Source organism: Caenimonas terrae, from assembly GCF_042655405.1.
GTDB classification, from domain to species: Bacteria; Pseudomonadota; Gammaproteobacteria; order Burkholderiales; family Burkholderiaceae_C; genus Ramlibacter; species Ramlibacter terrae_A.
In genome coordinates this window covers 738,866-760,983 of record NZ_JBHSMF010000006.1, presented here as the reverse complement: position 1 = coordinate 760,983, position 22,118 = coordinate 738,866, and the positions used below count along the sequence as shown (strand labels likewise).

18 protein-coding genes are annotated in these 22,118 nt (G+C 68.2%); 7 read left to right on the top strand and 11 right to left on the bottom strand.

From position 1 onward, the window contains the following. Positions 1-49: 49 nt before the first annotated feature. The 10 genes from cobA to ACFPOE_RS10445 form a co-directional block, all read right to left on the bottom strand. A complete protein-coding gene (gene cobA, locus ACFPOE_RS10490) occupies positions 50-841 on the bottom strand; it encodes a uroporphyrinogen-III C-methyltransferase (protein ID WP_376850029.1) in 792 nt (263 codons plus the stop codon). Next, complete coding sequence (gene ybiB, locus ACFPOE_RS10485) at positions 838-1,743, bottom strand: DNA-binding protein YbiB (RefSeq protein WP_376850028.1); 906 nt, start codon at positions 1,741-1,743, stop codon at positions 838-840. The genes cobA and ybiB overlap by 4 nt, the downstream gene beginning before the upstream one ends. 58 nt (positions 1,744-1,801) lie before the next feature. Further along, the gene (locus ACFPOE_RS10480) at positions 1,802-4,699 is read right to left on the bottom strand and encodes a nitrate reductase (protein ID WP_376850027.1); all 2,898 of its coding nucleotides are present in this window, start codon (positions 4,697-4,699) and stop codon (positions 1,802-1,804) included. Continuing rightward, on the bottom strand, positions 4,696-5,118 hold the full coding sequence (nirD, locus tag ACFPOE_RS10475) for a nitrite reductase small subunit NirD (protein ID WP_376850026.1): 423 nt from the start codon (positions 5,116-5,118) through the stop codon (positions 4,696-4,698). Before nirD ends, ACFPOE_RS10480 begins: the two co-directional genes overlap by 4 nt. Then, on the bottom strand, positions 5,115-7,601 hold the full coding sequence (nirB, locus tag ACFPOE_RS10470) for a nitrite reductase large subunit NirB (RefSeq protein WP_376850025.1): 2,487 nt from the start codon (positions 7,599-7,601) through the stop codon (positions 5,115-5,117). Before nirB ends, nirD begins: the two co-directional genes overlap by 4 nt. A 184-nt stretch (positions 7,602-7,785) precedes the next feature. After that, positions 7,786-8,958 carry an ABC transporter substrate-binding protein gene (locus ACFPOE_RS10465; protein WP_376850024.1) on the bottom strand — a complete coding sequence of 391 codons (1,173 nt, stop codon included), beginning with the start codon at positions 8,956-8,958 and terminating at the stop codon, positions 7,786-7,788. A gap of 86 nt (positions 8,959-9,044) precedes the next feature. After that, entirely contained in the window at positions 9,045-9,860 is an 816-nt protein-coding gene (locus ACFPOE_RS10460; RefSeq protein WP_376850023.1) for an ABC transporter ATP-binding protein, read from the bottom strand. Positions 9,861-10,002: 142 nt separating this feature from the next. Continuing rightward, the gene (gene ntrB / locus ACFPOE_RS10455; protein WP_376850022.1) at positions 10,003-10,956 is read right to left on the bottom strand and encodes a nitrate ABC transporter permease; all 954 of its coding nucleotides are present in this window, start codon (positions 10,954-10,956) and stop codon (positions 10,003-10,005) included. A 9-nt stretch (positions 10,957-10,965) separates the two neighbouring features. Continuing rightward, positions 10,966-12,219, bottom strand: a complete 1,254-nt coding sequence (locus tag ACFPOE_RS10450; protein ID WP_376850021.1) for a CmpA/NrtA family ABC transporter substrate-binding protein — start codon at positions 12,217-12,219, stop codon at positions 10,966-10,968. A gap of 339 nt (positions 12,220-12,558) precedes the next feature. Next, positions 12,559-13,194, bottom strand: a complete 636-nt coding sequence (locus ACFPOE_RS10445) for an ANTAR domain-containing response regulator (RefSeq protein ID WP_376850020.1) — start codon at positions 13,192-13,194, stop codon at positions 12,559-12,561. A gap of 76 nt (positions 13,195-13,270) precedes the next feature. Here ACFPOE_RS10445 and tsaD point away from each other — a divergent pair, with 76 nt between their 5' ends. Then, complete coding sequence (tsaD, locus tag ACFPOE_RS10440) at positions 13,271-14,299, top strand: tRNA (adenosine(37)-N6)-threonylcarbamoyltransferase complex transferase subunit TsaD (protein WP_376850019.1); 1,029 nt, start codon at positions 13,271-13,273, stop codon at positions 14,297-14,299. 49 nt (positions 14,300-14,348) lie between these two features. Here the strand turns inward: tsaD and ACFPOE_RS10435 are convergent, their stop codons facing one another. After that, positions 14,349-14,729, bottom strand: a complete 381-nt coding sequence (locus tag ACFPOE_RS10435) for an Hsp20/alpha crystallin family protein (protein ID WP_376850018.1) — start codon at positions 14,727-14,729, stop codon at positions 14,349-14,351. Positions 14,730-14,883: 154 nt separating this feature from the next. Here ACFPOE_RS10435 and ACFPOE_RS10430 point away from each other — a divergent pair, with 154 nt between their 5' ends. From ACFPOE_RS10430 to tpiA, 6 genes are all read left to right on the top strand, one after another. After that, entirely contained in the window at positions 14,884-16,119 is a 1,236-nt protein-coding gene (locus ACFPOE_RS10430) for a branched-chain amino acid ABC transporter substrate-binding protein (RefSeq protein ID WP_376850017.1), read from the top strand. A 24-nt stretch (positions 16,120-16,143) separates the two neighbouring features. Further along, positions 16,144-17,310, top strand: a complete 1,167-nt coding sequence (locus ACFPOE_RS10425; RefSeq protein ID WP_376850016.1) for a pyridoxal phosphate-dependent aminotransferase — start codon at positions 16,144-16,146, stop codon at positions 17,308-17,310. A 121-nt stretch (positions 17,311-17,431) separates the two neighbouring features. Beyond that, positions 17,432-17,698: a 30S ribosomal protein S15 gene (gene rpsO / locus ACFPOE_RS10420; RefSeq protein ID WP_376850015.1), complete on the top strand. Its 267-nt coding sequence runs from the start codon at positions 17,432-17,434 to the stop codon at positions 17,696-17,698. A 191-nt stretch (positions 17,699-17,889) separates the two neighbouring features. Further along, positions 17,890-20,298: a polyribonucleotide nucleotidyltransferase gene (gene pnp / locus ACFPOE_RS10415; RefSeq protein WP_376850014.1), complete on the top strand. Its 2,409-nt coding sequence runs from the start codon at positions 17,890-17,892 to the stop codon at positions 20,296-20,298. 59 nt (positions 20,299-20,357) lie between these two features. After that, positions 20,358-21,344, top strand: a complete 987-nt coding sequence (locus tag ACFPOE_RS10410) for an NAD(P)H-quinone oxidoreductase (RefSeq protein WP_376850013.1) — start codon at positions 20,358-20,360, stop codon at positions 21,342-21,344. 2 nt (positions 21,345-21,346) lie between these two features. Next, on the top strand, positions 21,347-22,105 hold the full coding sequence (gene tpiA / locus ACFPOE_RS10405) for a triose-phosphate isomerase (RefSeq protein ID WP_376850637.1): 759 nt from the start codon (positions 21,347-21,349) through the stop codon (positions 22,103-22,105). Positions 22,106-22,118 lie beyond the last annotated feature (13 nt).

The window sequence follows — 22,118 nt, the reverse complement described above, 5'->3', positions numbered from 1 at the left end:
GCCGCAGTGTAGGTGACTGTCATCCCGGGCTCGACCCGGGATGACGCCATCAGGCCACGCGGAACTGCGCCGGCACGGCATCGGCGGCGGCGATGCCGGACACCACGTCGCCGACCACGATGACCGAGGGGCTGGCCATCTGCTCGCGCGCGATGGCGGCGGACAGCTCGCCCAGCGTGGTGACGATGTGCCGCTGGTCCGGCAGGCTGGCGCGCTGCACCACTGCCACCGGCGTGGCGGCCGGCAGGCCGGTGAGCAGTTCCCGCTGGATGCGGGCGGCGCCGCTCACGCCCATGTAGATCACCAGCGTCAGCTTGGCATCGCGCGCGGTGGCGGCCAGCGAACGCCAGTCGGCGCCTTCCGACCCCGGCCGGGAATGGCCGGTGACGAACACCACGCCGTGCGCATGTTCGCGGTGGGTCAGCGGCACGCCCAGCGAGGTCACAGCGGCCAGGCCGGAAGTGATGCCGTTGACCACGTGCACCTCCACGCCGGCGGCGCGCAGGTGCTCCACTTCCTCGCCGCCGCGGCCGAAGATGAAGGGGTCGCCGCCCTTGAGCCGCACCACGTTCTCGCCTTCGCGCGCGGCCATCACCATCAGCTTCTCGATGAAAGCCTGGGGCGTGCTCTTGCAGCCGCCGCGTTTTCCCACATGCACCACCCGCGCGGTCGGCGAAGCGAAGGCGACGATCTGGTCGCTCACCAGGTCGTCGACCAGCAGCACCGTGGCCGCCTCGATGGCCTTCACCGCCTTGAGCGTCAGCAGGTCCGGATCGCCCGGGCCCGCCCCGACCAGGGTGACCTTGCCGGTGGCATCGAGGGGATTGCTGTGGGTGTTCATGCTGCGTCAGCCAGATGCAAGATATGTTCCACCTGCTGCAGCATGGAGGCCGGAACCGGGCGCCGCTCGTCGAGCACATCGCGGATATAGGCCGCCGTTGTCGCAGCGTCGATCCCGCCCGGCAGGTCGGGCAGCTCGGTGAGCGTGCCCTTCTGGCCGGCCTCCAGCGCGACGTGGCGGCCGCGGATGAAGCCGTCCATCTGCGGCAGGCGGCGGGCATCGGCCACCGCCTCGCCCTCGGTGCCGCGCAGCAGCAGCGCCGTCGATTGCTCCAGCTGGAACACGGCCGACATCGATTCCAGGTACTCGCGGTGGGTGTAGCTGCTGACGATCACCGCCGGCCCGGCGCAGGGATTCATCAGCTTGACCATGCTGTGGCCGGAGTTGCGCAGGCCCACCACGCGCCGCACGTCGAGCAGGCGCTTGAGCGCGGGGCTGAGCAGTTCCAGCGGCGCGTAGGCCACCTCGCCTTCGGCCAGCGGCCGGATCGCCGGCAGCGGCGCGAGGTCGAGCCGCTCCAGCACCGCCGGCACCGTCACCCGGCTGTCTTCGGTGGCCGAACCGTGCATCAGCACCGGCAGGCCGCGCCGCGCCAGCAGCAACGCCAGCAGCGGCGTGAGCAGCGGCAGGCGGCGCGCACCGTTGTAGCTGGGAATGGCCACCAGCGGCCGCCGGCCGGCCGGCACCAGCGCCATCCGCGCATGGGCCGCGTCGAGAAAGCCCGCCATCTCCTGCGGCGTCTCGCCCTTGATCCGCATCGCCAGGCAGAAGGCGCCCAGCTCCAGGTCGGTGATCGTTCCGTCCAGCACCTGCGCCATCAGGTCGGCGGCCTGCGCGCGCTCGAGCGGCCGCGCGCCGCGCTGCCCGCGGCCGATCTCCTTGAGGTACTGGCTGATTCCCATGCCGGGATTTTCTCAGAGCCTTGCCAACCGCTGGCTATAAGGCGAATGACCGCGCCTTTCAGGCCCGGGCCGGCTCCGCCGCCGGCTGACGGGCCAGGCGTTTCAGTTCCGGAATGCAGGAGCCGCAGTTGGTGCCGCAGCGCAGGTCGGCCTGCAGCGCCGCCAGCCGCGCGGCCTCGTCGCCGGCGCTGTCCGCGAGGCATTCGCCGATCTGCAGGTCCGTCACGTTGAAGCAGGTGCAGACCAGCTTGCCGCGCGACTGCACCGCCACCGGTGCCTTCGCGCCGGGCGACAGCAGCAGCCGGCCATAGGCCTGCGCCGGCAGTTCATCCTGCAGCAGGGTGCGGATCCAGGCCTGGGCGCTGATGTCGCCGGCCAGCACGAAGGCTTCCAGCCGCGCGTCCGCGCCGTGCCGCGCCAGCCGCATGGCGCGGCGCTGGCCCCGGCGCGGGTCGGCGTAGCGCAGCACCTCGGGGCCGTCCAGCCCCAGCAGCGCCTCGATCCGCGCCAGCAGCTCCGCCGGCGGCGCTTCGTGGGCCGCCGCCCGCAGCAGGATGCCGGTGCGCGAGCCCTTGGCCGCCTGCGCCAGCGGCACGCTGTTGGAAAAGGGCACGCAGGATGCGAACGGGAACAGCTCCATCACCGCGCGCAGCTGCTCGCGCACGGCCAGCGCGGTGTCCTCGGACAGCCAGCCCAGCGCCAGCAGCGACCAGGGCAGTTCGGCCTTGAGGATCTTGACGGCGGCGTGCTTGAGTTCCGGCTGTTTGGAGCTGGGGCAATAGGCCGACGTGGTGAGCGCGTTGACGCCCGCCAGCCTGTGGCCGGTGCTGGAGCAGCCGCCCAGGTAGTCGCCGCCCCAATGCATGGCGATGAAGGCCTGGTTCAGGCCGACCTCCGGGCTGGCCTGCACCGGCACCACGATGGAGCCGCGCTTGCTGGTGACGTGCACCAGGTCGCCTTCGGCCAGCAACCGGCGGCGCATGTCCTGCGGATGCATCTGGACCGAGGGCTCGGCCACGTGGCCGAACAGCCGGCCCAGCGTGCCGGTGCGGCTCATGCCGTGCCACTGGTCGCGCAGCCTGCCGGTGGTGAGCGAGAAGGGATAGCGCGACTCGCGCGGCTCGGCCAGCGGCTGGTAGACGGTGTTGGCGAAGCTGGCCCGGCCGTCCGGCGTCGGAAACACGCCGTCCTCGTACAGGCGGGCCTTGCCCTGCGTCGCGCCTTCGGGCATCGGCCATTGCAGCGGCGTCTTCTCCAGCAGCGCGTAGCTCATGCCCGTGATGTCCAGGTCGCGGCCGCGCGTCGATTCCCGGTGCTCGTTCCAGATGGATTCGGGGCAGGTGTAGGGGAACAGACTCCGTTCGACAGGCCTGTCCCGAGCTCGGTCGAAGGGCTCAGGGCGACCGGAAAGGCGCCGTTCCAGCCGCCGCGCGAAGTCCACCGCGATCGCCCAGTCGTGCCGGGCCTCGCCGGGCGGCGGCACGGCGGGGTTGACGCGGCTGATGCGGCGCTCGCTGTTGGTGACGGTGCCGGTCTTCTCGCCCCAGGTGGACGCCGGCAGCAGCAGATCGGCGTAGTCGCAGGTGGAGGTGGTCGAGAACGCTTCCTGCACCACCACGAACTCGGCCCGCTCCAGCGCCCGCCGCACCGTGTTCTGGTCCGGCATCGATTGGGCAGGGTTGGTGCAGGCGATCCACAGCGCCCTGATCTCGCCGTCGGCGGCGGCCTGGAACATCTCCACCGCCGTCTTGCCCGGCTTGTCCGGCACCGAGGCCACGCCCCACAGCGCAGCCACTTCGGCGCGGTGCTGCGGGTCGGACAGGTCGCGGTGCGCGGACAGCAGGTTGGCCAGCCCGCCGACCTCGCGCCCGCCCATCGCGTTGGGCTGGCCGGTGAGCGAGAAGGGGCCGGCGCCCGGCTTGCCGATCTGCGCGGTGGCCAGGTGCAGGTTGATCAGCGCCGCGTTCTTGGCGGTGCCGCTGGTCGACTGGTTCAGGCCCTGGCAATACAGGCTGAGCGTGGCCGGCGAGGTGGCGAACCATTTGGCCGCCGTGAACAGGTCTTCCTTGCGGATGCCGCAGACCTGCGCCACCAGGTCGGGCGTGCAGTCGCGCACCGTGGCCTTCAGGTCGTCCAGGCCCGTCGTGTGGGCGGCGATGTACTCAGGTTTGGTCCAGCCTTCCCACAGCATGATGTGCAGCAGGCCGTTGAACAGCATCACGTCGGTGCCCGGCTGGATCGGCAGGTACAGGTCGGCGATGCCGGCGGTGTCGGTCTTGCGCGGGTCGCAGAAGACGATCTTCAGCGCCGGATTGGCGGCCCTGGCGTCCTCGATGCGGCGGAACAGGATGGGATGCGCGAACGCGGTGTTGCTGCCGACGATGAAGATGCAGCCGGCGTGGTTGACGTCGTCGTAGCAAGTGGGCGGCGCGTCGGCGCCCAGCGTCAGCTTGTAGCCGGCCACCGCGCTGCTCATGCAAAGGCGCGAGTTGGTGTCCACGTTGTTGGTGCCGACCAGGCCCTTGGCCAGCTTGTTGAAGACGTAGTAGTCCTCGGTCAGCAGCTGGCCGGAGATGTAGAAGCCGACCGCGTCCGGCCCGTGCTCGCCGATGATCTGGGCGAAGCTTTCGGTGGCGAACTCCAGAGCGGCGTCCCAGCCGAGCGGCCTGGGCTTGTCGCCGCGGTGCTCGCGCCGCATCGGCTGCAGCAGCCGCGTCTGCAGCGTGACGGGTGCCGTGGCGGTCAGGTGCAGCGTCGAGCCCTTGGTGCACAGCCGCCCGAAATTGGCCGGATGATCCGGGTCGCCGCGCACGCCGGTGATCTGCACCCCTTGCGACTCGATGATCACACCGCATCCCACGCCGCAATACGGGCAGGTCGAACGGGTCTCCCGCCGTTCGCCCTGAGCGGGTCGAAGGGCTTCGACAGGCTCAGCCCGAACGGAAAGAGTGCTCATGACGAGTGAGGCGCCTGCACCTCGTAGGTCCGGTCGCCGACCGCGCCCGTCGTGGCGCCGGGGCCGGAGCGCGGCGGCTGCAGGTCGAGCGCCAGCGTCGCCAGTTCCACCGGGTCCAGCAGCACGCTGCCGGCGTCCACCCTGACGGCGAACTTCTGCACGCAGCCTTCGTCCGGCGCGCTGGCGCAGCCGTCGGCCAGGCCGATGGTCCAGTTGTGCAGCGGGCAGGCCACGCTGGTGCCGAACACGATGCCCTGCGACAGCGGCCCGCCCTTGTGCGGGCAGCGGTCCAGCAGCGCGAACACCTGGTCCTGGCCGTTGCGGAACACCGCCACGTCCATGCCCTTGGGCCGCGCCACGCGGCGCGAGCCCAGCACGGGAATGTCTTCCACCCGGCAGATCACTTTCCAGTCACTCATTCGACGGCTTCCTTCTGCGTCTTCTGCGTCGCTTCTGCGTGTTCTGCGTCCGGTTGTCCGATTCTGGAGAACTGGCGCGTGTCGACCGACGCCTTCTGGTGCTCGAACCAGGGATCGGGCTCGCCGTCCAGCGCGAACTGCAGCCGCTCCCACAGCGCCCGGCGCAGCTCGTGGTCTTCCAGGATCTTCTTCTTGACGTAGTCCAGGCCGACGCGGTTGACGTAGTGCAGCGTGCGCTCCAGGTAGAAGCCTTCCTCGCGATACAGCTGCAGGAAGGCGCCGCTGTACTCCAGCACCTCGGCGGCGGTCTTGAGCTTGCAGAAGAAGTGCGCCACTTCCGTCTTGATGCCGCCGTTGCCGGCGATGTAGATCTCCCAGCCCGAATCCACGCCGATCACGCCGACGTCCTTGATCCCCGCTTCCGCGCAGTTGCGCGGGCAGCCGGAGACGGCCAGCTTGACCTTGTGCGGCGCGTACATGCGCCACAGGGCCCGTTCCAGGTCCTTTCCCATCTGCGTGCTGTCCTGGGTGCCGAAGCGGCACCACTCGCTGCCCACGCAGGTCTTGACCGTGCGCAGCGCCTTGGCGTAGGCATGGCCGGACGGCATGCCGATGTCCTTCCAGACGTTCTGCAGGTCTTCCTTCTTCACGCCCAGCAAATCGATGCGCTGGCCGCCGGTGACCTTCACCGTCGGGATCTTGTACTTGTCCACCGCATCGGCGATGCGGCGCAGCTCGCTGGCCGTGGTCTCGCCGCCCCACATCCGCGGGATCACGGAATAGGTGCCGTCCTTCTGGATGTTGGCGTGGCTGCGCTCGTTGATGTAGCGGCTCTGCGGATCGTCCCTGGCCTCCTTCGGCCACGTCGACAGAAGGTAGTAGTTGATCGCCGGCCGGCAGGAGGCGCAGCCGTTGGGCGTGCGCCAGTCCATCATGCTGTAGACGTCCGCGATCGCCAGCAGGTGCATGTCGCGGATGGTGTTGCGCACTTCCTGGTGGCTGTGGTCGGTGCAGGCGCACATCGCCTTCTTCTTGGGCGCCGACGAATAGTCGCCGCCGGCCGTGAACATCAGGATCTGTTCCACCAGGCCGGTGCAGGAGCCGCAGGAGGCGCTGGCCTTGGTGTGCTTCTTCACTTCCTCCAGCGTGAACAGGCCCTTTTCCTTGATCGCCTTGCAGATCGTGCCCTTGGTGACGCCGTTGCAGCCGCAGACCTCGGCGCTGTCCGGCATCGACGCGGCCTTGGTGTGGCCCTCGTGGCCGACGTCGCCCAGGCTGGACTCGCCGAACATCAGCTTGTCGCGGATGTCGCCGATGCTGCGGCCGTCGCGCAGCAGCTTGAAGTACCAGCTGCCGTCCACCGTGTCGCCGTACAGGCAGGCGCCGATCAGCTTGTCGTCCTTGAGCACCAGCTTCTTGTAGACGCCGCCGAACGGGTCGGACATAACGATTTCCTCGGTGCCCTCGCCGCCCATGAATTCGCCGGCGGAAAACAGGTCGATGCCCGTCACCTTCAGCTTGGTGGACGTGAGCGAACCGGTGTAGCGGCCGATGCCGAACTGCGCCAGGTGGTTGGCTGCCACCTTGGCCTGCTCGAACAGCGGCGCCACCAGGCCGTAGGCGATGCCGCGGTGCGCCGCGCATTCGCCGACCGAGTAGATGCGGGCATCTGTCACCGTCTGCATGGTGTCGCTGACGACGATGCCGCGGTTGATGTGCAGGCCCATGCTCTCGGCCAGTTGCGTGTTGGGGCGGATGCCGACTGCCATCACCACCAGGTCGGTCGCGACCTCGGTGCCATCCTTGAACTTGATGCTGGTGACGCGGCCATCCGCGCTGCCCACCAGCTCCTGCGTCTGGGCGCCGATCAGGAACTTCAGGCCGCGGTCTTCCAGCGACTTCTGCAGCAGCTTGCCGGCCACGTCGTCCAGCTGGCGCTCCATCAGCCAGGGCATCACGTGAACCACGGTCACTTCCATGCCGCGCTTCATCAGGCCGTTGGCCGCTTCCAGCCCCAGCAGGCCGCCGCCGATGACGACCGCGCGTTTGTACTTCTCGCTGGCCTCGATCATCGTGTTGGTGTCCGCGATGTCGCGGTAGGCGATCACGCCCTGCAGCTCCTTGCCGGGCACCGGCAGGATGAAGGGGTTGGAGCCGGTGCACAGCAGCAGGCGGTCGTACGGCTCCTCGGTGCCGTCGTCGGCGATCACCAGGCGCTTCACGCGATCCACCTTCACCACCTTCTTGCCGGCGTGCAGGGTGATGCCGTTGTCCCTGTACCAGTCCCACGAGTTCAGGACGATGTCGTCCATGGTCTGCTCGCCGGCCAGCACCGGCGACAGCAGGATCCGGTTGTAGTTGGGATGCGGCTCGGCGCCGAACACGCTGATGTCGTACAGCTGCGGCGCCACCTTCAACAGCTCCTCGATGGTGCGCACGCCGGCCATGCCGTTGCCCACCATCACCAACTTCGACTTCTTCATCGGATCTCCAGAGAGGACTGCTCTCCGGAGTGCAAGGGTCATGCCAGTTGTGCAGGCGGCCCCTGGCGGGCCGGCGCACCAATGGGCGGCGCGATTGCGCTGGCGCGACGCACCAAGTGGTGCATGCCGCCTGCCGATGCTGGTGCATCGGCCGGCATCGACTGCCGGCGGACGCATCCGGTGCCTAGCGCGCCTTGCCGGGGTCCTTGACGAACTTCTGGACGTCGAATTCCACGTTGTACAGCTTGCCGCCGACGCGCTCCACCTTGCGGATGTAGACGTCCTGCACGATGTCGCGGGTCTGGGCGTCGATCAGCACCTGGCCGCGCGGGCTCTCGAAGATCTGGCCCTTCATCGCGTTGACCAGCGCCTCGCCGCCGGCGCCCTTGGTGGCCTTCAGGCCCTCCATGAGCACGCGCATGCCGTCGTAGCCGCCCACCGCCATGAAGTTGGGACGCATGCCGTTGTTGGCCTTGGAGAAGGCCTCGACGAACTTGCGGTTCATCGCCGACGGGTGGGCGGCCGAATAGTGGTGCGAGGTGATCACGCCCAGGGCGGCGTCGCCCATGTCGGCGAGCACGTCGTCGTCCGTGATGTCGCCCGGCCCGATCAGGCGGATCCCGGCCTTGGCCATGCCGCGCTCGGCGAACTGCTTCATGAACACCGCCGCCTGGCTGCCGGCGGGCAGGAACACGAACACCGCTTCCGGCTTGGCATCCATCACGCGCTGCAGGAACGGCGAGAAGTCCTGCGTCACCATCGGCATGCGCAGCGACAGGGGCACCTGGCCGCCGTTGGCCGTGAGCACCTGGGTGAAGGCCTTCTCCGCATCGATGCCGGGCCCGAAGTCCGACACCAGCGTCACGACCTTGTTGACCTTGTTCTTGTAGGCCCACTCGGCCACGCCCATCGTCACCTGCGGCAGCGTCATGCTGGTGCGCACGATGAAGGGCGACTTCTCGGTGACCGAGGAGGTGGCGGCGTTCATCACCACCATCGGCGTCTTGCTCTGGGTAGCGATGGTCGCAGTGGCAAAGGCCTGCGGCGTCAGGCCGAAGCCGGCCAGCGCCGTCACCTTGTCGTTGACCACCAGCTCCTGGGCCAGGCGGCGGGTGGTGTCCGGCGAGCCGGCGTCGTCCTTGACGATCACCTCCACCTTGCGGCCGGCCACCGTGTTGCCGTGCTGAGCCAGGTAGAGATTGACGCCGGCGCCGATCTGGCGGCCCATGTAGGAGAAGGGTCCCGTGACCGGAACGACCAGGCCGATCCGGATCGGGTCGGCGGCGTGCGCGGCAAGCGGCGCCAGCGCCGTCAGTCCGCTCAGGATGGCTGTCGCCAGGGCTTGCTTGATGCGCATGTGTCTCGCTCCTGTAGGGATGCGCCCCGCTGCCGGGGCGAAACCATTCTAGGGCGGGGTCCGTGCGCTGCCCCCGGGCCTAACCCTCAGGCGGCCTGCCTTTCCACGTGGGCCTGGCGGGTGTAAAGGAAGTCGATCACGGCCTTGCGGTAATGGACGTAGCGGGGATCTTCGGCCAGTTCCACCCGGCTGCGCGGACGCGGCAGGTCCACCGCCAGGACCTGGCCGATGGTGGCGGCCGGGCCGTTGGTGAGCATGACGATGCGGTCCGACAGCAGCACCGCTTCGTCGACGTCGTGCGTGACCATCACCACGGTGCTGCGCGTCGTTGCCACGATCTGCAGCAGCTCGTCCTGCAGCCTGGCGCGGGTGAGAGCGTCCAGCGCGCCGAAGGGCTCGTCCATCAGCAGCACCTTGGGTTCCATCGACAGCGCCCGGGCGATGCCGACGCGCTGCTTCATGCCGCCGGAAATCTCGCCCGGCCGCTTCTGCGCCGCCGCGGCCAGGCCGACCAGCGCCAGCGCCGCCTCGGTGCGGGCCTTGAGTTGCGCGCGGTTTTCGGTGGCGGCGAAGACCCGCTCCACCGCGAGGTAGACGTTCTCGAAGCAGGTGAGCCAGGGCAGCAGCGAGTGGTTCTGGAACACCACGCCGCGGTCCGGGCCCGGCCCGGCGATCTCGCGGTTGGCGCAGATCAGCGACCCCTCGGTCGGCCGCGCCAGTCCCGCGATCAGGTTCAGCAGCGTCGACTTGCCGCAGCCCGAGTGCCCGATCAGCGTCACGAACTCGCCCTTGGCCACGGTCAGGTCGATGTCGCGCAGCGCCACGAACGGGCCCTTCCTGGTGGCGAAGGTCTGCCCGACGGCTGCGATCTGGATGTATCTGGTGCTCAGGTTCTCATTCATTGACGTTCCTAAAGTCGGGATCGGGGGCAGGACGCAGAAGGCGCAGAAGCAACGCAGAAAGCGCAGAAAAGACAGATGAAACAATCGAATTCAAATCTTCAATGGTTCTCTTTTGCGTCTTCCGCGTCCGGCTGTCCGCATTTCAGGTCTTTACTTCTTCAAAGGTGAAGGCGGTGGCAAGCTTGATGAGGGCGTATTCGAGCAGCAGGCCGACCATGCCGATCACGAAGATCGCGATGATGATGTTCCGGACGTTCAGGTTGTTCCACTCGTCCCACACCCAGAAGCCGATGCCGACGCCGCCGGTGAGCATCTCGGCGGCCACGATCACCAGCCAGGCGGTGCCGACGGCCAGCCGGACGCCGGTGAGCATGTAGGGCAGCACGGCGGGGAACAGGATCCTGGTGACGATCTTCCACTCGGACAGGTTCAGCACCCGCGCCACGTTCATGTAGTCGCTGGGCACGCGCTGCACGCCGACCGCGGTGTTGATGATCATCGGCCAGATCGAGCAGATGAAGATGGTCCAGATCGCCGCCGGGTTGGCGCCCTTGAACACCATCAGGCCGATCGGCAGCCAGGCCAGCGGGGAGACCGGGCGCAGCAGGCTGATCAGCGGGTTGAACATCCGCGACAGGAAGGTGAAGCGCCCGATCATGAAGCCGGCCGGAATGCCGACCGCCGCCGCCAGCCCGAAGCCCAGCGCCACCCGCTGCAGCGAGGACAGCACGTTCCAGCCGATGCCCTGGTCGTTCGGCCCCTTGCGGTAGAACGGGTCGCTGAACACGGCGACGGCCTGGTGGAAGGTCTCCACCGGCGTCGGCAGGCCGCTGCTGCTGCGCAGCGAGACCAGCTCCCACAGCAGCACCAGCAAGCCGATGCCCAGCACCGGCGGCAGCACGCGCAGCCAGGCGGCGCGGACGTCGAACGGGATGCGAGCCGTTCGCACTGAGCTTGTCGAAGTGCCCGTGGTGGCTTCGACAGGCTCAGCCCGGACGGATTGTGAGGGCGCGACCTTGGTGGCGGGCGGGTCGACGGGCTCGGCCCCAACGGCACTCATCGTCTCCAGCGGCGAATGAAACACTGCACTGACCATGGCCGTCTCCTAGGCGTTGCTGGCGTGGACCTTGAACGAGTCCGCGTACTTCTTCGGGTCTTTGCCGTCCCAGACCGTGCCGTCCATCAGCTTCGAGCTGCGCAGCACGTCCTTGGGCACGGGTGTCCTGGTGGCGGCGGCGGCGTCCTTGTAGACGTCCAGCTGGTTGACCTGTTTCGCGACGGCCAGGTAGTCCGGGTGCTCCTTGATCAGGCCCCAGCGCTTGTGCTGCGTCATGAACCACATGCCGTCCGACAGGTAGGGGAAGTTCACCGCGCCGTCGTTGTAGAACTTCATGTAGTTGGGGTCGTCCCAGGTCTTGCCCATGCCGTTCTGGTAGCGGCCCAGGATGCGCTGGTTGATGGCGTCGACGCTGGTGTTGACGTAGCTCTTGTCGGCGATGGTCTCGGCCATCTTCTGCTTGTTGCCCAGGCTGGCGTCGATCCACTTGCCGGCCTCCAGGATGGCGGCGGTGACGGCGCGGGCGGTGTTGGGATGTTTCTTGACGAACTCCGCGGTGGTGCCCAGCACCTTTTCCGGATGGTCCTTCCAGATGTCCTGGCTGGTGACGGCCGTGACGCCGATGCCGTCCAGGATGGCGCGGTGGCCCCACGGCTCGCCGACGCAGAAGCCGTCCATGTTGCCCACCCGCATGTTGGCCACCATCTGGGGCGGCGGCACGGTGATGACCTTGGCGTCGCGCATCGGGTTGATGCCGCTGGCCGCCATCCAGTAATACAGCCACATCGCGTGGGTGCCGGTGGGGAAGGTCTGGGCGAAGGTGTACTCGCGCTTCTCGCTGGCCATCAGCTTGGCCAGCCCGGCGCCGTCGACCGCGCCCTTGTCGGCCAGCTTCTTGGACAGCGTGATCGCCTGGCCGTTGTTGTTCAGGGTCATGAGCACGGCCATGTCCTTCTTCGGCCCGGCGGTGCCCATGTGCACGCCGTAGACCAGGCCGTACAGCACGTGGGCGAAATCGAGTTCGCCGTTGACCAGCTTGTCGCGCACGCCGGCCCAGCTCGCTTCCTTGCTGGGGACGATCTTCACGCCGTGCTTCCTGTCGATGCCCAGCACCGAGGCCATCACCACGCTGGCGCAATCGGTCAGCGGGATGAAGCCGATCTTCACTTCTTCCTTCTCCGGCTTGTCGGAGCCGGCGGCATAGACGGCGCTGCGCAGCGCGGGTGAAATGCCCACGGCGCCGACGGCGGCGGCCTGCAGCACGGTGCGGCGGGACAGTCTGGTTCTCAGCAGGTCGGTCATCACAAGGCAACTCCAGCAACAAAGAATCGGCCAAATCAAAAAGGCGTCCGCACGCGACACACGGGTGTCGGTGGGGACGCCTTCGTCCGGGATGGCCGGGCCGCTTCGCCGTTGAAGCAGACCGGTCAGCGAACCTTCATCGGTTCGTGCCAGGGAGATCGCAAGGGCCGTGCCAGGACTTGTCATTCCGGGGTGGACCCGGGATCCAGGCGCTGGCGCCCAGGGACCTTCGATGTTGTTTCACTGCATTCGCCTTGCGGGCCACCGTCTGGATGCCGGATCAAGTCCGGCATGACGGTGTGTGCGCACCGCATCTGTGCGCCGCACCATCGGAAGGCGTCAACCCAGCAGGTCGGCGACGTCCAGGATGCGCTGCGCCACTTCGCCGAGCTTCAGGCCGCGGTCCATCGCGGCCCTGCGCATCTTGGCGTAGGCGTCCGCTTCCGACATGCCCTGGCGCTGCATCAGCACGCCCTTGGCGCGGTCGACCAGCTTGCGGTCGTTCAGCTCCGAGCGGGCATGCGCCAGCTCGCGCCGCAGCTCCTGCTCGTGCTGGAAGCGCGCCATCGCCACTTCCAGGATCGGGCGGATCCGCTCCGGCGACAGGCCGGCGACGACATAGGCCGAGACGCCCGCGGCCACGGCGTCTTTCACATGGGTGGTGTCGTCGTCGTTGGTGAACATCACGATCGGGCGGCGGGCGTCGCGGCTGGCGACCACCACGTGCTCCAGCGCGTCGCGCGCCTCGCTTTCGGCATCCACGATGATCATGTCGGGCTGCAATTGCGCCAGCCGTTCGGCCAGGAAGGTGTCGGTCGGCAGCACGGCCACGATGTTGTAGCCGGCCTCCAGCAGGCCGATGCGCAGGGCCCGCGAGCGCTCTGCCTGTTCGATGGCGTAGTCGTCGCCCGCGTCCGGCTGCAGCGAGTCGGGCGCGATGACGACGAGGCGAAGGGTCTGGGAGACGGACGGCATGCGGGCGAATCCGCAAGATTCGCGCCAGAACGGCCTTGCCGGCCGGCGGGCAACGCCGTTCCCATAAACTGCAGCGATGCTTGTCCTCGGAATCGAATCTTCATGCGACGAAACCGGCGTTGCTGCGGTCGAGGCATTCGGCAGCGCGACGCCGACGCTGCTGGCGCACGCCTTGCACAGCCAGATCGAGATGCACCAGGCCTATGGCGGGGTCGTCCCGGAGCTGGCCAGCCGCGACCACATCCGGCGCGTGCTGCCGCTGGCCGAACAGGTGCTGGAGCAAAGCGGCCGCGCGCTTGCCGATCTCGATGTCGTCGCCTACACGAGGGGCCCCGGGCTGGCCGGTGCGCTGCTGGTGGGCGCGGGCGTGGCGTGCGCGCTCGGTGCCGCGCTGAACAAGCCGGTGCTCGGCGTGCACCATCTGGAGGGCCACCTGCTGTCGCCCTTTCTCAGCGCCGATCCGCCGCGCTTCCCGTTCGTGGCGCTGCTGGTGTCGGGCGGCCACACGCAGCTGATGCGGGTCGACGGCGTCGGCCGCTATGACCTGCTGGGAGAGACGATCGACGACGCCGCCGGCGAGGCCTTCGACAAGTCGGCCAAGCTGATGGGCCTGGGCTACCCGGGCGGGCCGGCGCTGTCGAAGCTGGCGCAGCAGGGCCGGGGCGATGCGTTCAAGCTGCCGCGCCCGCTGCTGCACAGCGGCAACCTGGACTTTTCATTCGCCGGCCTGAAGACCGCCGTGATGACGCAGGCCAGGAAACTCGGGGACGAGCTGGAGGCGCGCAAGGCCGATCTCGCGGCCTCCACCGAGGCGGCGATCGTCGATGTGCTGGTGAAAAAGACGCTGGCGGCGCTGGACGACACGGCTTTGGACCGCGTGGTGGTCGCCGGCGGTGTGGGCGCCAACCGGCTGCTGCGCCAGCAGCTCGATGCCGCCTGCCGCCGGCGCGGCGTGCGCGTGCACTATCCCGAGCTGCACCTGTGCACCGACAACGGCGCCATGATCGCCATGGCCGCCGCGATGCGCCTGCAGTCCGGACAGCAGGAGGCCACCTCGGTCTACGCCTTCGACGTCAAACCGCGGTGGCCGCTGGCGCAGCTCTAGCCCCCGGGATGACGACGGCAAGTTGCGAGCGACGCTCGCAACTGCGTTGTCACTTCACTTCGATCTGCTTGACGTTGCTGGCCGGAACCTGCTTGGCCAGGGTCAGCGTGAGGACGCCGTTTTCCAGCTTGGCGGTGCTGGCATCGACGTCGATGTCCTGGGGCAGCTCGTAGGCGGCCTTGTACTGGCGCTTGGCTTCGGCCTTGGTCCCGATGCGCACCACGCTGCCTTCGGTGGCGATGGTCAGCTCTTCGCGGGTCACGCCCGGCAGGTCCAGCGTCACGGTCCAGGCCTTGTCGTCCTGGGTGACGTTCACGCCCTGGCTCACGGGCGTGAAGAAGGCCTCGTTGACGAAGCGCTCGAAGCTGCGGTCGAAGGAACGGGAGCCGGGCGCGACGGCGCGGCTGCGCACGACAGGGGCGAAAAACATGGTGAACTCCTTGGTGATCGGGGCAACTGCGGTTGCCTTAAACTGCGCGGCTCTCAACCCGATCGCCGCATGCACAGCATCTGTGCCCCGCGCGGCCGTTTTCAAGGGAATTCCGGTGCTGAAAATTGCCCGCCGCGGGGTCTTGAAATCCCTCGTGGCATCGCTATGTCTTCCGGCCTTCGCGCACGCGCAGGGCGATTCCGCGCCGATCCGGCTGGCCATGATCGAGGGCCTGTCCGGCGGCAACGCCAACGGCGGCGAAGCGGTGTTCCGCAACCTGGTGTGGGCGGTGGAGCGGGTCAACGCGCGCGGCGGCGCGAAGCTGCCCGGCGGCGCCCGGCCGCTGGCGCTGGAGCGCTACGACAGCAAGGGCCAGATCGAGGAGGCGCTGGCGATGCTGCGCTCGGCCATCGACAACGGCGCGCGCTTCATCCTGCAGGGCAATTCGTCGGCGGTGGCGGCGGCCCTCATCGAAGCGATCAGCAAGCACAACGAGCGCGAGCCGACGCGCCGCGTGCTGCTGCTCAATTACGCCGCGGTCGATCCGATCCTCACCAACGAGCGCTGCAGCTTCTGGCACTTCCGCTTCGACGCCCATGCCGACATGCGGATGGCGGCGCTGATGGCGGTGCTCAAGGACGACCGCGCGGTGAAGTCGGCGTACCTGTTCGGCCAGGACTACAGCTTCGGCCAGACGGTGCTGCGGGAGGCGCGGCGCCAGCTGGGCGTGCAGCGGCCCGACATCGCCATCGTCGGCGACGAGCTGCATCCGATGTTCCGCATCAAGGACTTCGCGCCCTACGCCGCCAAGATCAAGGCCAGCGGCGCCGACGCGGTCATCACCGGCAACTTCAGCAACGACCTGACGCTGCTGGTGAAGGCGGCGCGCGACGCCGGCTTCGAGGGCAAGTTCTACACCTTCTACGGCAACGCGCTGGGCGCGCCGGCGGCCATCGGCGATGCCGGCATCGGCCGCGTGATCGCGGTGGCGGACTGGCTGCCCAACCTGCCGACGCGCGAGAGCGAGGCCTTCTACCAGGCCTTCCGCAAGCGCTATCCCGATCCGGCCGACGACTACGTCCACATGCGCATGCAGCTGCTGGTGGAGGCGCTGGCCTCCGCCATCGGCAGCGCCGGCTCGCTGGAAGCGGCCGCGGTCGCCACGGCGCTGGAACACACCAGCGCCAGCCTGTACGGCCAGCGCGGCACGATGCGCGGCGCCGACCACCAGTTCCAGCAGCCGCTGGTGGTGGGCGTGATGGACCGGCAGGGCACGCCCGGCGTGAAGTTCGACGTCGAGGGCTCGGGCTACGGGTTTCGGGTCATCAGGCAACTCACTGCGGCCCAGGCGGAGATGCCGACCTCGTGCCGGATGATCCGGCCGGCCTGACAGACCTCTGGGACAATTGCGTTCATGCGCCAGACCCTGATCAACCTCGAAGAATCGAAGATCCGCGAAGTCGCCAATGCCGGCATGGGGCGCAGCGACGTGCTGGCCTTCTGGTTCGGCGAGAGCGACGAAGTGACGCCGGAATTCATCCGGCAGGCCGCGATCGACTCGCTGCAGAAGGGCGAGACCTTCTATTCGCACAACCTGGGCCTGCCGGAACTGCGCGAGGCGGTGGCCGGCTACATGAGCGGCCTGCACGGCGCCATCGGCAGCGACCGGATCGCGATCACCTCGGGCGGCGTCAACGCGCTGATGCTGGCGGTGCAGGCGCTGGTCGATGCCGGCGACCGGGTGGTGGCCGTCACGCCGGTCTGGCCCAACCTCACGGCCCAGCCGCTGATCCTGGGCGCCGACCTGCATTGCGTTTCGCTCAGGCCGGACGGCGGCCGCTGGACCCTGGACCTGGATGCGCTGCTGGCGCAGGTCACCGGCAAGACCCGGCTGCTGATCCTGAACGCGCCCAACAACCCCACTGGCTGGACCCTGACCCGCGGCGAGCAGGAGGCCATCCTGGCGCATTGCCGCGGCACCGGCACCTGGATCCTGGCCGACGAGGTCTACGAGCGGCTCTATTACGAAGAGACGCCCAACCGCTGTGCCCCCAGCTTCCTGGACGTGGCCCGGCCGGAAGACCGGCTGGTGGTGGTCCACAGTTTCTCCAAGAGTTTCCTGATGACCGGCTGGCGGCTGGGGTGGCTGGTGATGCCGCCATCCCTGACCCGCCACATGGGAAAGCTGGTGGAGTTCAACACCTCCTGCGCCAGCGTCTTCACCCAGCGCGCCGGCGTGGTCGCCCTGCAGCGCACCGACGAAGTGACGCCGCGGGTGGTGGCGCATCTCAAGCACTGCCGCGACACCCTGGTGCCGCTGCTGAAGGCGCTGCCAGGGGTCCAGGTGGAAGCGGCCCGGGGCGGGATGTACGCCTTTTTCAAGCTCGACGGCTACGAGGATTCGCTCGGGGTGGCCAAGCGGCTGGTGGCCGAGGCCGGCCTGGGGCTGGCGCCGGGCAGCGCCTTCGGCCCCGAGGCCCAGGGCTGGCTGCGCTGGTGTTTCGCCTCCAGGGAGCCGGCCCGGCTGGCCCAGGGGGTGGACCGGCTGGCGGCCTGGCTTCGGGCGCAGCCGGCCGGGTGAACGCTTCCAGGCTATAATTCCAAGGCTTTGCATCCCGCAAGCGCACGCCGATGGCAGTTCCAGCCGCCGGCGCAAGTGACAACCCGATCGCACCCCAGGTGCGAGCACTCCAAGGAAACCAATGATCGCATCCACAGTCAAGGCCGAAGTCGTCAAGGCCAACGCGCGCAGCGCCACGGATACCGGCAGCCCGGAAGTCCAGGTGGCCATCCTGACCGCCCGCATCAACGAACTGACCCCCCACTTCAAGACCCACGCCAAGGACCACCACGGCCGCCGCGGCCTGCTGCGCATGGTGAACCGCCGCAAGAGCCTGCTGACGTACCTGAAGAACAAGGACGCCGACCGCTACACCGCGCTGATCGGCAAGCTGGGCCTGCGCAAGTAAGCAGGGCAAAGAGACACAAGCGCCTGAGTTAGCCCGCTAGCTCAGGCGCTTTTTACTTCGGAGACGGCGGATACAAGACATTCTCCAGCGGCCAGGGCGCATCCAGCCTCCGGCTCCTGAAGAATGCCTCGTGTTCCCGCTCCAGGCCTCAAGGCGCAGCCGATGCGCCGAATTCCATAGGAGAGAACGACATGAGCATCTTCAACAAGGTCACCAAGAGCTTCCAGTGGGGCCAGCACAAGGTCACCCTCGAGACCGGTGAAATCGCGCGCCAGGCGTCCGGCGCCGTCGTCGTCGACATCGAAGGCACCGTGGTGCTGTGCACCGTGGTCGCCTCCAAGACCGCCAAGCCGGGGCAGGACTTCTTCCCGCTGACCGTGGACTACATCGAGAAGACGTATGCAGCCGGCAAGATCCCCGGCAGCTTCTTCAAGCGCGAAGCCAAGCCCAGCGAGCTGGAGACGCTGACCAGCCGCCTGATCGACCGCCCGATCCGCCCGCTGTTCCCCGAAGGCTTCCTCAACGAAGTGCACGTCGTCATCCACACCGTGTCGCTCAACCCGGAAGTCGATCCGGACATCGCCGCCATGATCGGCTCCAGCGCCGCGCTGGCGATTTCCGGCGTTCCCTTCGCCGGCCCGATCGGCGCCGCCCGCGTCGGCTACATCGACGGCCAGTACGTGCTCAACCCGGGCCAGACCCAGCGCAAGGATTCGCTGCTGGACCTGGTGGTTGCCGGCACCGAGTCCGCCGTGCTGATGGTGGAATCGGAAGCCAAGCAGCTGTCGGAAGACATCATGCTGGGCGCCGTGGTGTTCGGCCACGAGCAGGGCAACATCGCGATCAACGCGATCCACGAGCTGGTGCGCGAAGCCGGCAAGCCGGTCTGGGACTGGCGCGCCGCGCCCAAGGACGACGTCCTGATCAACAAGGTCAACGCCCTGGCCGAGGAAAAGCTGCGCGCCGCCTACCAGCTGCGCAACAAGCAGGCCCGCACCCACGCCACCCGCGAGGTGACGACCTGGACGATGATGGGCCTGAAGGCAGAAGGCGTCGAATTCGACTCCAGCGTGGTCGAGAACATGCTGTTCGACATCGAAGCGAAGATCGTGCGCAACCAGATCCTGTCGGGCGAGCCGCGCATCGACGGCCGTGACACCCGCACCGTGCGCCCGATCGAGATCCGCACCGGCGTGCTGCCCCGCACCCACGGCTCCTCGCTGTTCACCCGCGGCGAAACCCAGGCGCTGGTCATCACCACGCTGGGCACCGAGCGCGACGCGCAGCGCATCGACGCGCTGATGGGCGAGTTCGAAGACCGGTTCATGTTCCACTACAACATGCCTCCCTTCGCCACCGGCGAAGTGGGCCGCATGGGCTCCACCAAGCGGCGCGAAGTGGGCCACGGCCGCCTGGCCAAGCGCGCGCTGCTGGGCGTGCTGCCGACCAAGGAAGAATTCCCGTACACCATGCGCGTGGTCTCCGAGATCACCGAATCCAACGGCTCCTCGTCGATGGCGTCGGTGTGCGGCGGCTGCCTGTCGCTGATGGACGCCGGCGTGCCGATGAAGGCCCACGTGGCCGGCATCGCCATGGGCCTGATCAAGGACGGCAACCGCTTCGCCGTGCTGACCGACATCCTGGGCGACGAAGATCACCTGGGCGACATGGACTTCAAGGTGGCCGGCACCACCAACGGCATCACCGCGCTGCAGATGGACATCAAGATCCAGGGCATTACCCGCGAGATCATGCAGGTGGCGCTGGCGCAGGCCAAGGAAGCGCGCATGCACATCCTGGGCAAGATGCAGGAAGCGATGGGCGAGGCCAAGACCGAAGTGTCCAACTTCGCGCCCAAGCTCTACACGATGAAGATCAATCCGGAGAAGATCCGCGACGTGATCGGCAAGGGCGGCGCCGTCATCCGCGCGTTGACCGAAGAGACCGGCTGCCAGATCAACATCGAGGAAGACGGCACCATCACCATCGCCGCCACCGACAACGAGAAGGCCGACGTTGCCAAGAAGCGGATCGAGCAGATCACCGCCGAAGTGGAAATCGGCAAGGTCTACGAAGGCCCGGTCACCAAGATCCTGGACTTCGGCGCGCTGATCAACCTGCTGCCCGGCAAGGACGGCCTGCTGCACATCAGCCAGATCGCCCACGAGCGGGTCGAGAAGGTCACCGACTACCTGTCGGAAGGCCAGATCGTCAAGGTCAAGGTGCTGGAGACCGACGAGAAGGGCCGCGTCAAGTTGTCGATGAAGGCGCTGCTGGATCGTCCGGCCGGCATGCCGCAGGACGACCGCTTCGGCGGCGGCCGCGACGAGCGGCGCGATTCGCGCCCGCCGCGCGAGGACCGTGGTCCGCGCGAAGACCGTGGCCCGCGCGACCAGCAGTTCCGTGGCGACCAGCAGCCCCGTGGCGAGCAACAACCGCGTGGCGAGCAGCAACCGCGCGGCGACCAGCAGTTCCGCGGCGAGCAGCAATTCCGTGGCGACCAGCAGCCGCGTGGCGAGCAGCAGCAGCAGCCGCGCGACAGCCAGGCCAATCCCGGCGATCAGCAGCGCAACACGCCGGTCGACGACCACCAGTCCTGAACGCCTGCCGTTCGTGAGCCGCCGGCGTCCCAGGGCGCCGGCCGGAGGCCAGAAAGACCATGAAAGCCGTTGAAATCACAAGCTATGGGGCGCCCGAGGTGCTGCGCCTGGGCGAGCGCCCGGATCCGGTCGCCGGTCCCGGCGAGCTGCTGATCCGCGTCGCCGCCAGCGGCATCAACCGCCCTGACGTGCTGCAGCGCACCGGCAACTACCCGGTGCCGCCGGGCGCCTCGGACCTGCCCGGCCTCGAAGTGGCCGGCACCATCGTCGACGGCGATGCGCAGGCCATGGCGCAGGCCGGCCTGAAGGCCGGCGACCGCGTCTGCGCGCTGGTGGCAGGCGGCGGCTATGCGCAGCTGTGCGTCGCGCCGGTCGGCCAGACGCTGCCGGTGCCCAGGGGCCTGAGCGACATCGAGGCGGCCTCGCTGCCGGAGACGTTCTTCACCGTGTGGAGCAACGTGTTCGACCGCGTCAGGCTGCAGGCCGGCGAAACCCTGCTGGTGCAGGGCGGCACCAGCGGCATCGGCGTCACCGCGATCCAGATGGCCAAGGCGCTGGGCGCCACCGTCATCGCCACGGCGGGCAGCGACGAGAAGTGCCAGGCCTGCATCAAGCTGGGCGCGGACCACGCAATCAATTACAAGACCCAGGATTTCGTCGCCGAGGCCAAGCGCCTCACCGACGGCAAGGGCGTCGACGTCGTGCTGGACATGGTCGCCGGCAGCTACGTGGCGCGCGAGGTGGAATGCCTGGCCGAGGACGGCCGCATCGCGATCATCGCCGTGCAGGGCGGCACCAAGGCGGAATTCAACGCCGGCATGGTGCTGCGCAAGCGGCTGGTGATCACCGGCAGCACGCTGCGCCCGCGGCCGGTGGCCTTCAAGGCCGCCATCGCCCAGTCGCTGGCCAAGAACGTCTGGCCGCTGATCGAGCGCGGCGCGATCAAGCCGGTGGTCTTCAGGACCTTCCCGGCCGCGCAGGCGGCCCAGGCCCACACGCTGATGGAATCGAACCAGCACATCGGCAAGATCGTGCTGACGTGGTGACGATGGCCAAGCACAAGCTCATCGCCGGCAACTGGAAGATGAACGGCAGCATCGCTGCCAACGACGCGCTGGTGCGCGCCGTCATCGCCGGCCTGGCCCAGTCCGACTGCACGGTCGCGGTCTGCGTGCCGGCGCCTTACCTGGCGCAGCTGCAGATGCTGCGCCACGGCTCGGCGCTGGAGCTGGGCGCGCAGGACGTCTCGCAGCACGAGCAGGGCGCCTTCACCGGCGACGTCTCGGCCTCGATGCTCAAGGAATTCGGCGTGCGCTACGCCATCGTCGGCCATTCCGAGCGGCGCCAGTACCACGGCGAATCGGACGCAGTCGTCGCCGACAAGGCCAAGGCAGCGCTGGCCCACGGCATCACGCCGATCGTCTGCGTCGGCGAGACGCTGGCCGAGCGCGAGGCCGGCAAGACCGAGGAAGTGGTCAAGCGCCAGCTGGCGGCGATGATCCACACCAACGGCCATTGCATCAGCGAGATCGCGGTTGCCTACGAACCGATATGGGCCATCGGCACCGGCCGCACCGCCACGCCGGAGCAGGCTCAGCAGGTGCACCAGGTGCTGCGCGCGCAGCTGCAGGCAGCCACGCCGCACGCGCAGCGGGTCCACATCCTGTACGGCGGCAGCATGAACGCGGCCAACGCGGCCAGCCTGCTGGCCCAGCCGGACATCGACGGCGGCCTGATCGGCGGGGCGTCGCTCAAGGCGCAGGACTTTCTTCAAATCATCGGCGCCGCGCGCAGCGCGCGCGCCTGACAGCGACAAAAAA

Excerpts from the sequence above, each read along its gene's own strand:
- nirD (WP_376850026.1), bottom strand. The coding sequence starts at position 5,118 with ATGAGTGACTGGAAAGTGATCTGCCGGGTGGAAGACATTCCCGTGCTG.
- ACFPOE_RS10460 (WP_376850023.1), bottom strand. The coding sequence starts at position 9,860 with ATGAATGAGAACCTGAGCACCAGATACATCCAGATCGCAGCCGTCGGG.
- tpiA (WP_376850637.1), top strand. The coding sequence starts at position 21,347 with ATGGCCAAGCACAAGCTCATCGCCGGCAACTGGAAGATGAACGGCAGC.
- ACFPOE_RS10450 (WP_376850021.1), bottom strand. The coding sequence starts at position 12,219 with ATGACCGACCTGCTGAGAACCAGACTGTCCCGCCGCACCGTGCTGCAG.
- tsaD (WP_376850019.1), top strand. The coding sequence starts at position 13,271 with ATGCTTGTCCTCGGAATCGAATCTTCATGCGACGAAACCGGCGTTGCT.
- ACFPOE_RS10445 (WP_376850020.1), bottom strand. The coding sequence starts at position 13,194 with ATGCCGTCCGTCTCCCAGACCCTTCGCCTCGTCGTCATCGCGCCCGAC.
- ntrB (WP_376850022.1), bottom strand. The coding sequence starts at position 10,956 with ATGGTCAGTGCAGTGTTTCATTCGCCGCTGGAGACGATGAGTGCCGTT.
- ACFPOE_RS10480 (WP_376850027.1), bottom strand. The coding sequence starts at position 4,699 with ATGAGCACTCTTTCCGTTCGGGCTGAGCCTGTCGAAGCCCTTCGACCC.
- ACFPOE_RS10425 (WP_376850016.1), top strand. The coding sequence starts at position 16,144 with ATGCGCCAGACCCTGATCAACCTCGAAGAATCGAAGATCCGCGAAGTC.
- ACFPOE_RS10435 (WP_376850018.1), bottom strand. The coding sequence starts at position 14,729 with ATGTTTTTCGCCCCTGTCGTGCGCAGCCGCGCCGTCGCGCCCGGCTCC.
- rpsO (WP_376850015.1), top strand. The coding sequence starts at position 17,432 with ATGATCGCATCCACAGTCAAGGCCGAAGTCGTCAAGGCCAACGCGCGC.
- nirB (WP_376850025.1), bottom strand. The coding sequence starts at position 7,601 with ATGAAGAAGTCGAAGTTGGTGATGGTGGGCAACGGCATGGCCGGCGTG.
- ACFPOE_RS10410 (WP_376850013.1), top strand. The coding sequence starts at position 20,358 with ATGAAAGCCGTTGAAATCACAAGCTATGGGGCGCCCGAGGTGCTGCGC.
- cobA (WP_376850029.1), bottom strand. The coding sequence starts at position 841 with ATGAACACCCACAGCAATCCCCTCGATGCCACCGGCAAGGTCACCCTG.
- pnp (WP_376850014.1), top strand. The coding sequence starts at position 17,890 with ATGAGCATCTTCAACAAGGTCACCAAGAGCTTCCAGTGGGGCCAGCAC.
- ACFPOE_RS10465 (WP_376850024.1), bottom strand. The coding sequence starts at position 8,958 with ATGCGCATCAAGCAAGCCCTGGCGACAGCCATCCTGAGCGGACTGACG.
- ybiB (WP_376850028.1), bottom strand. The coding sequence starts at position 1,743 with ATGGGAATCAGCCAGTACCTCAAGGAGATCGGCCGCGGGCAGCGCGGC.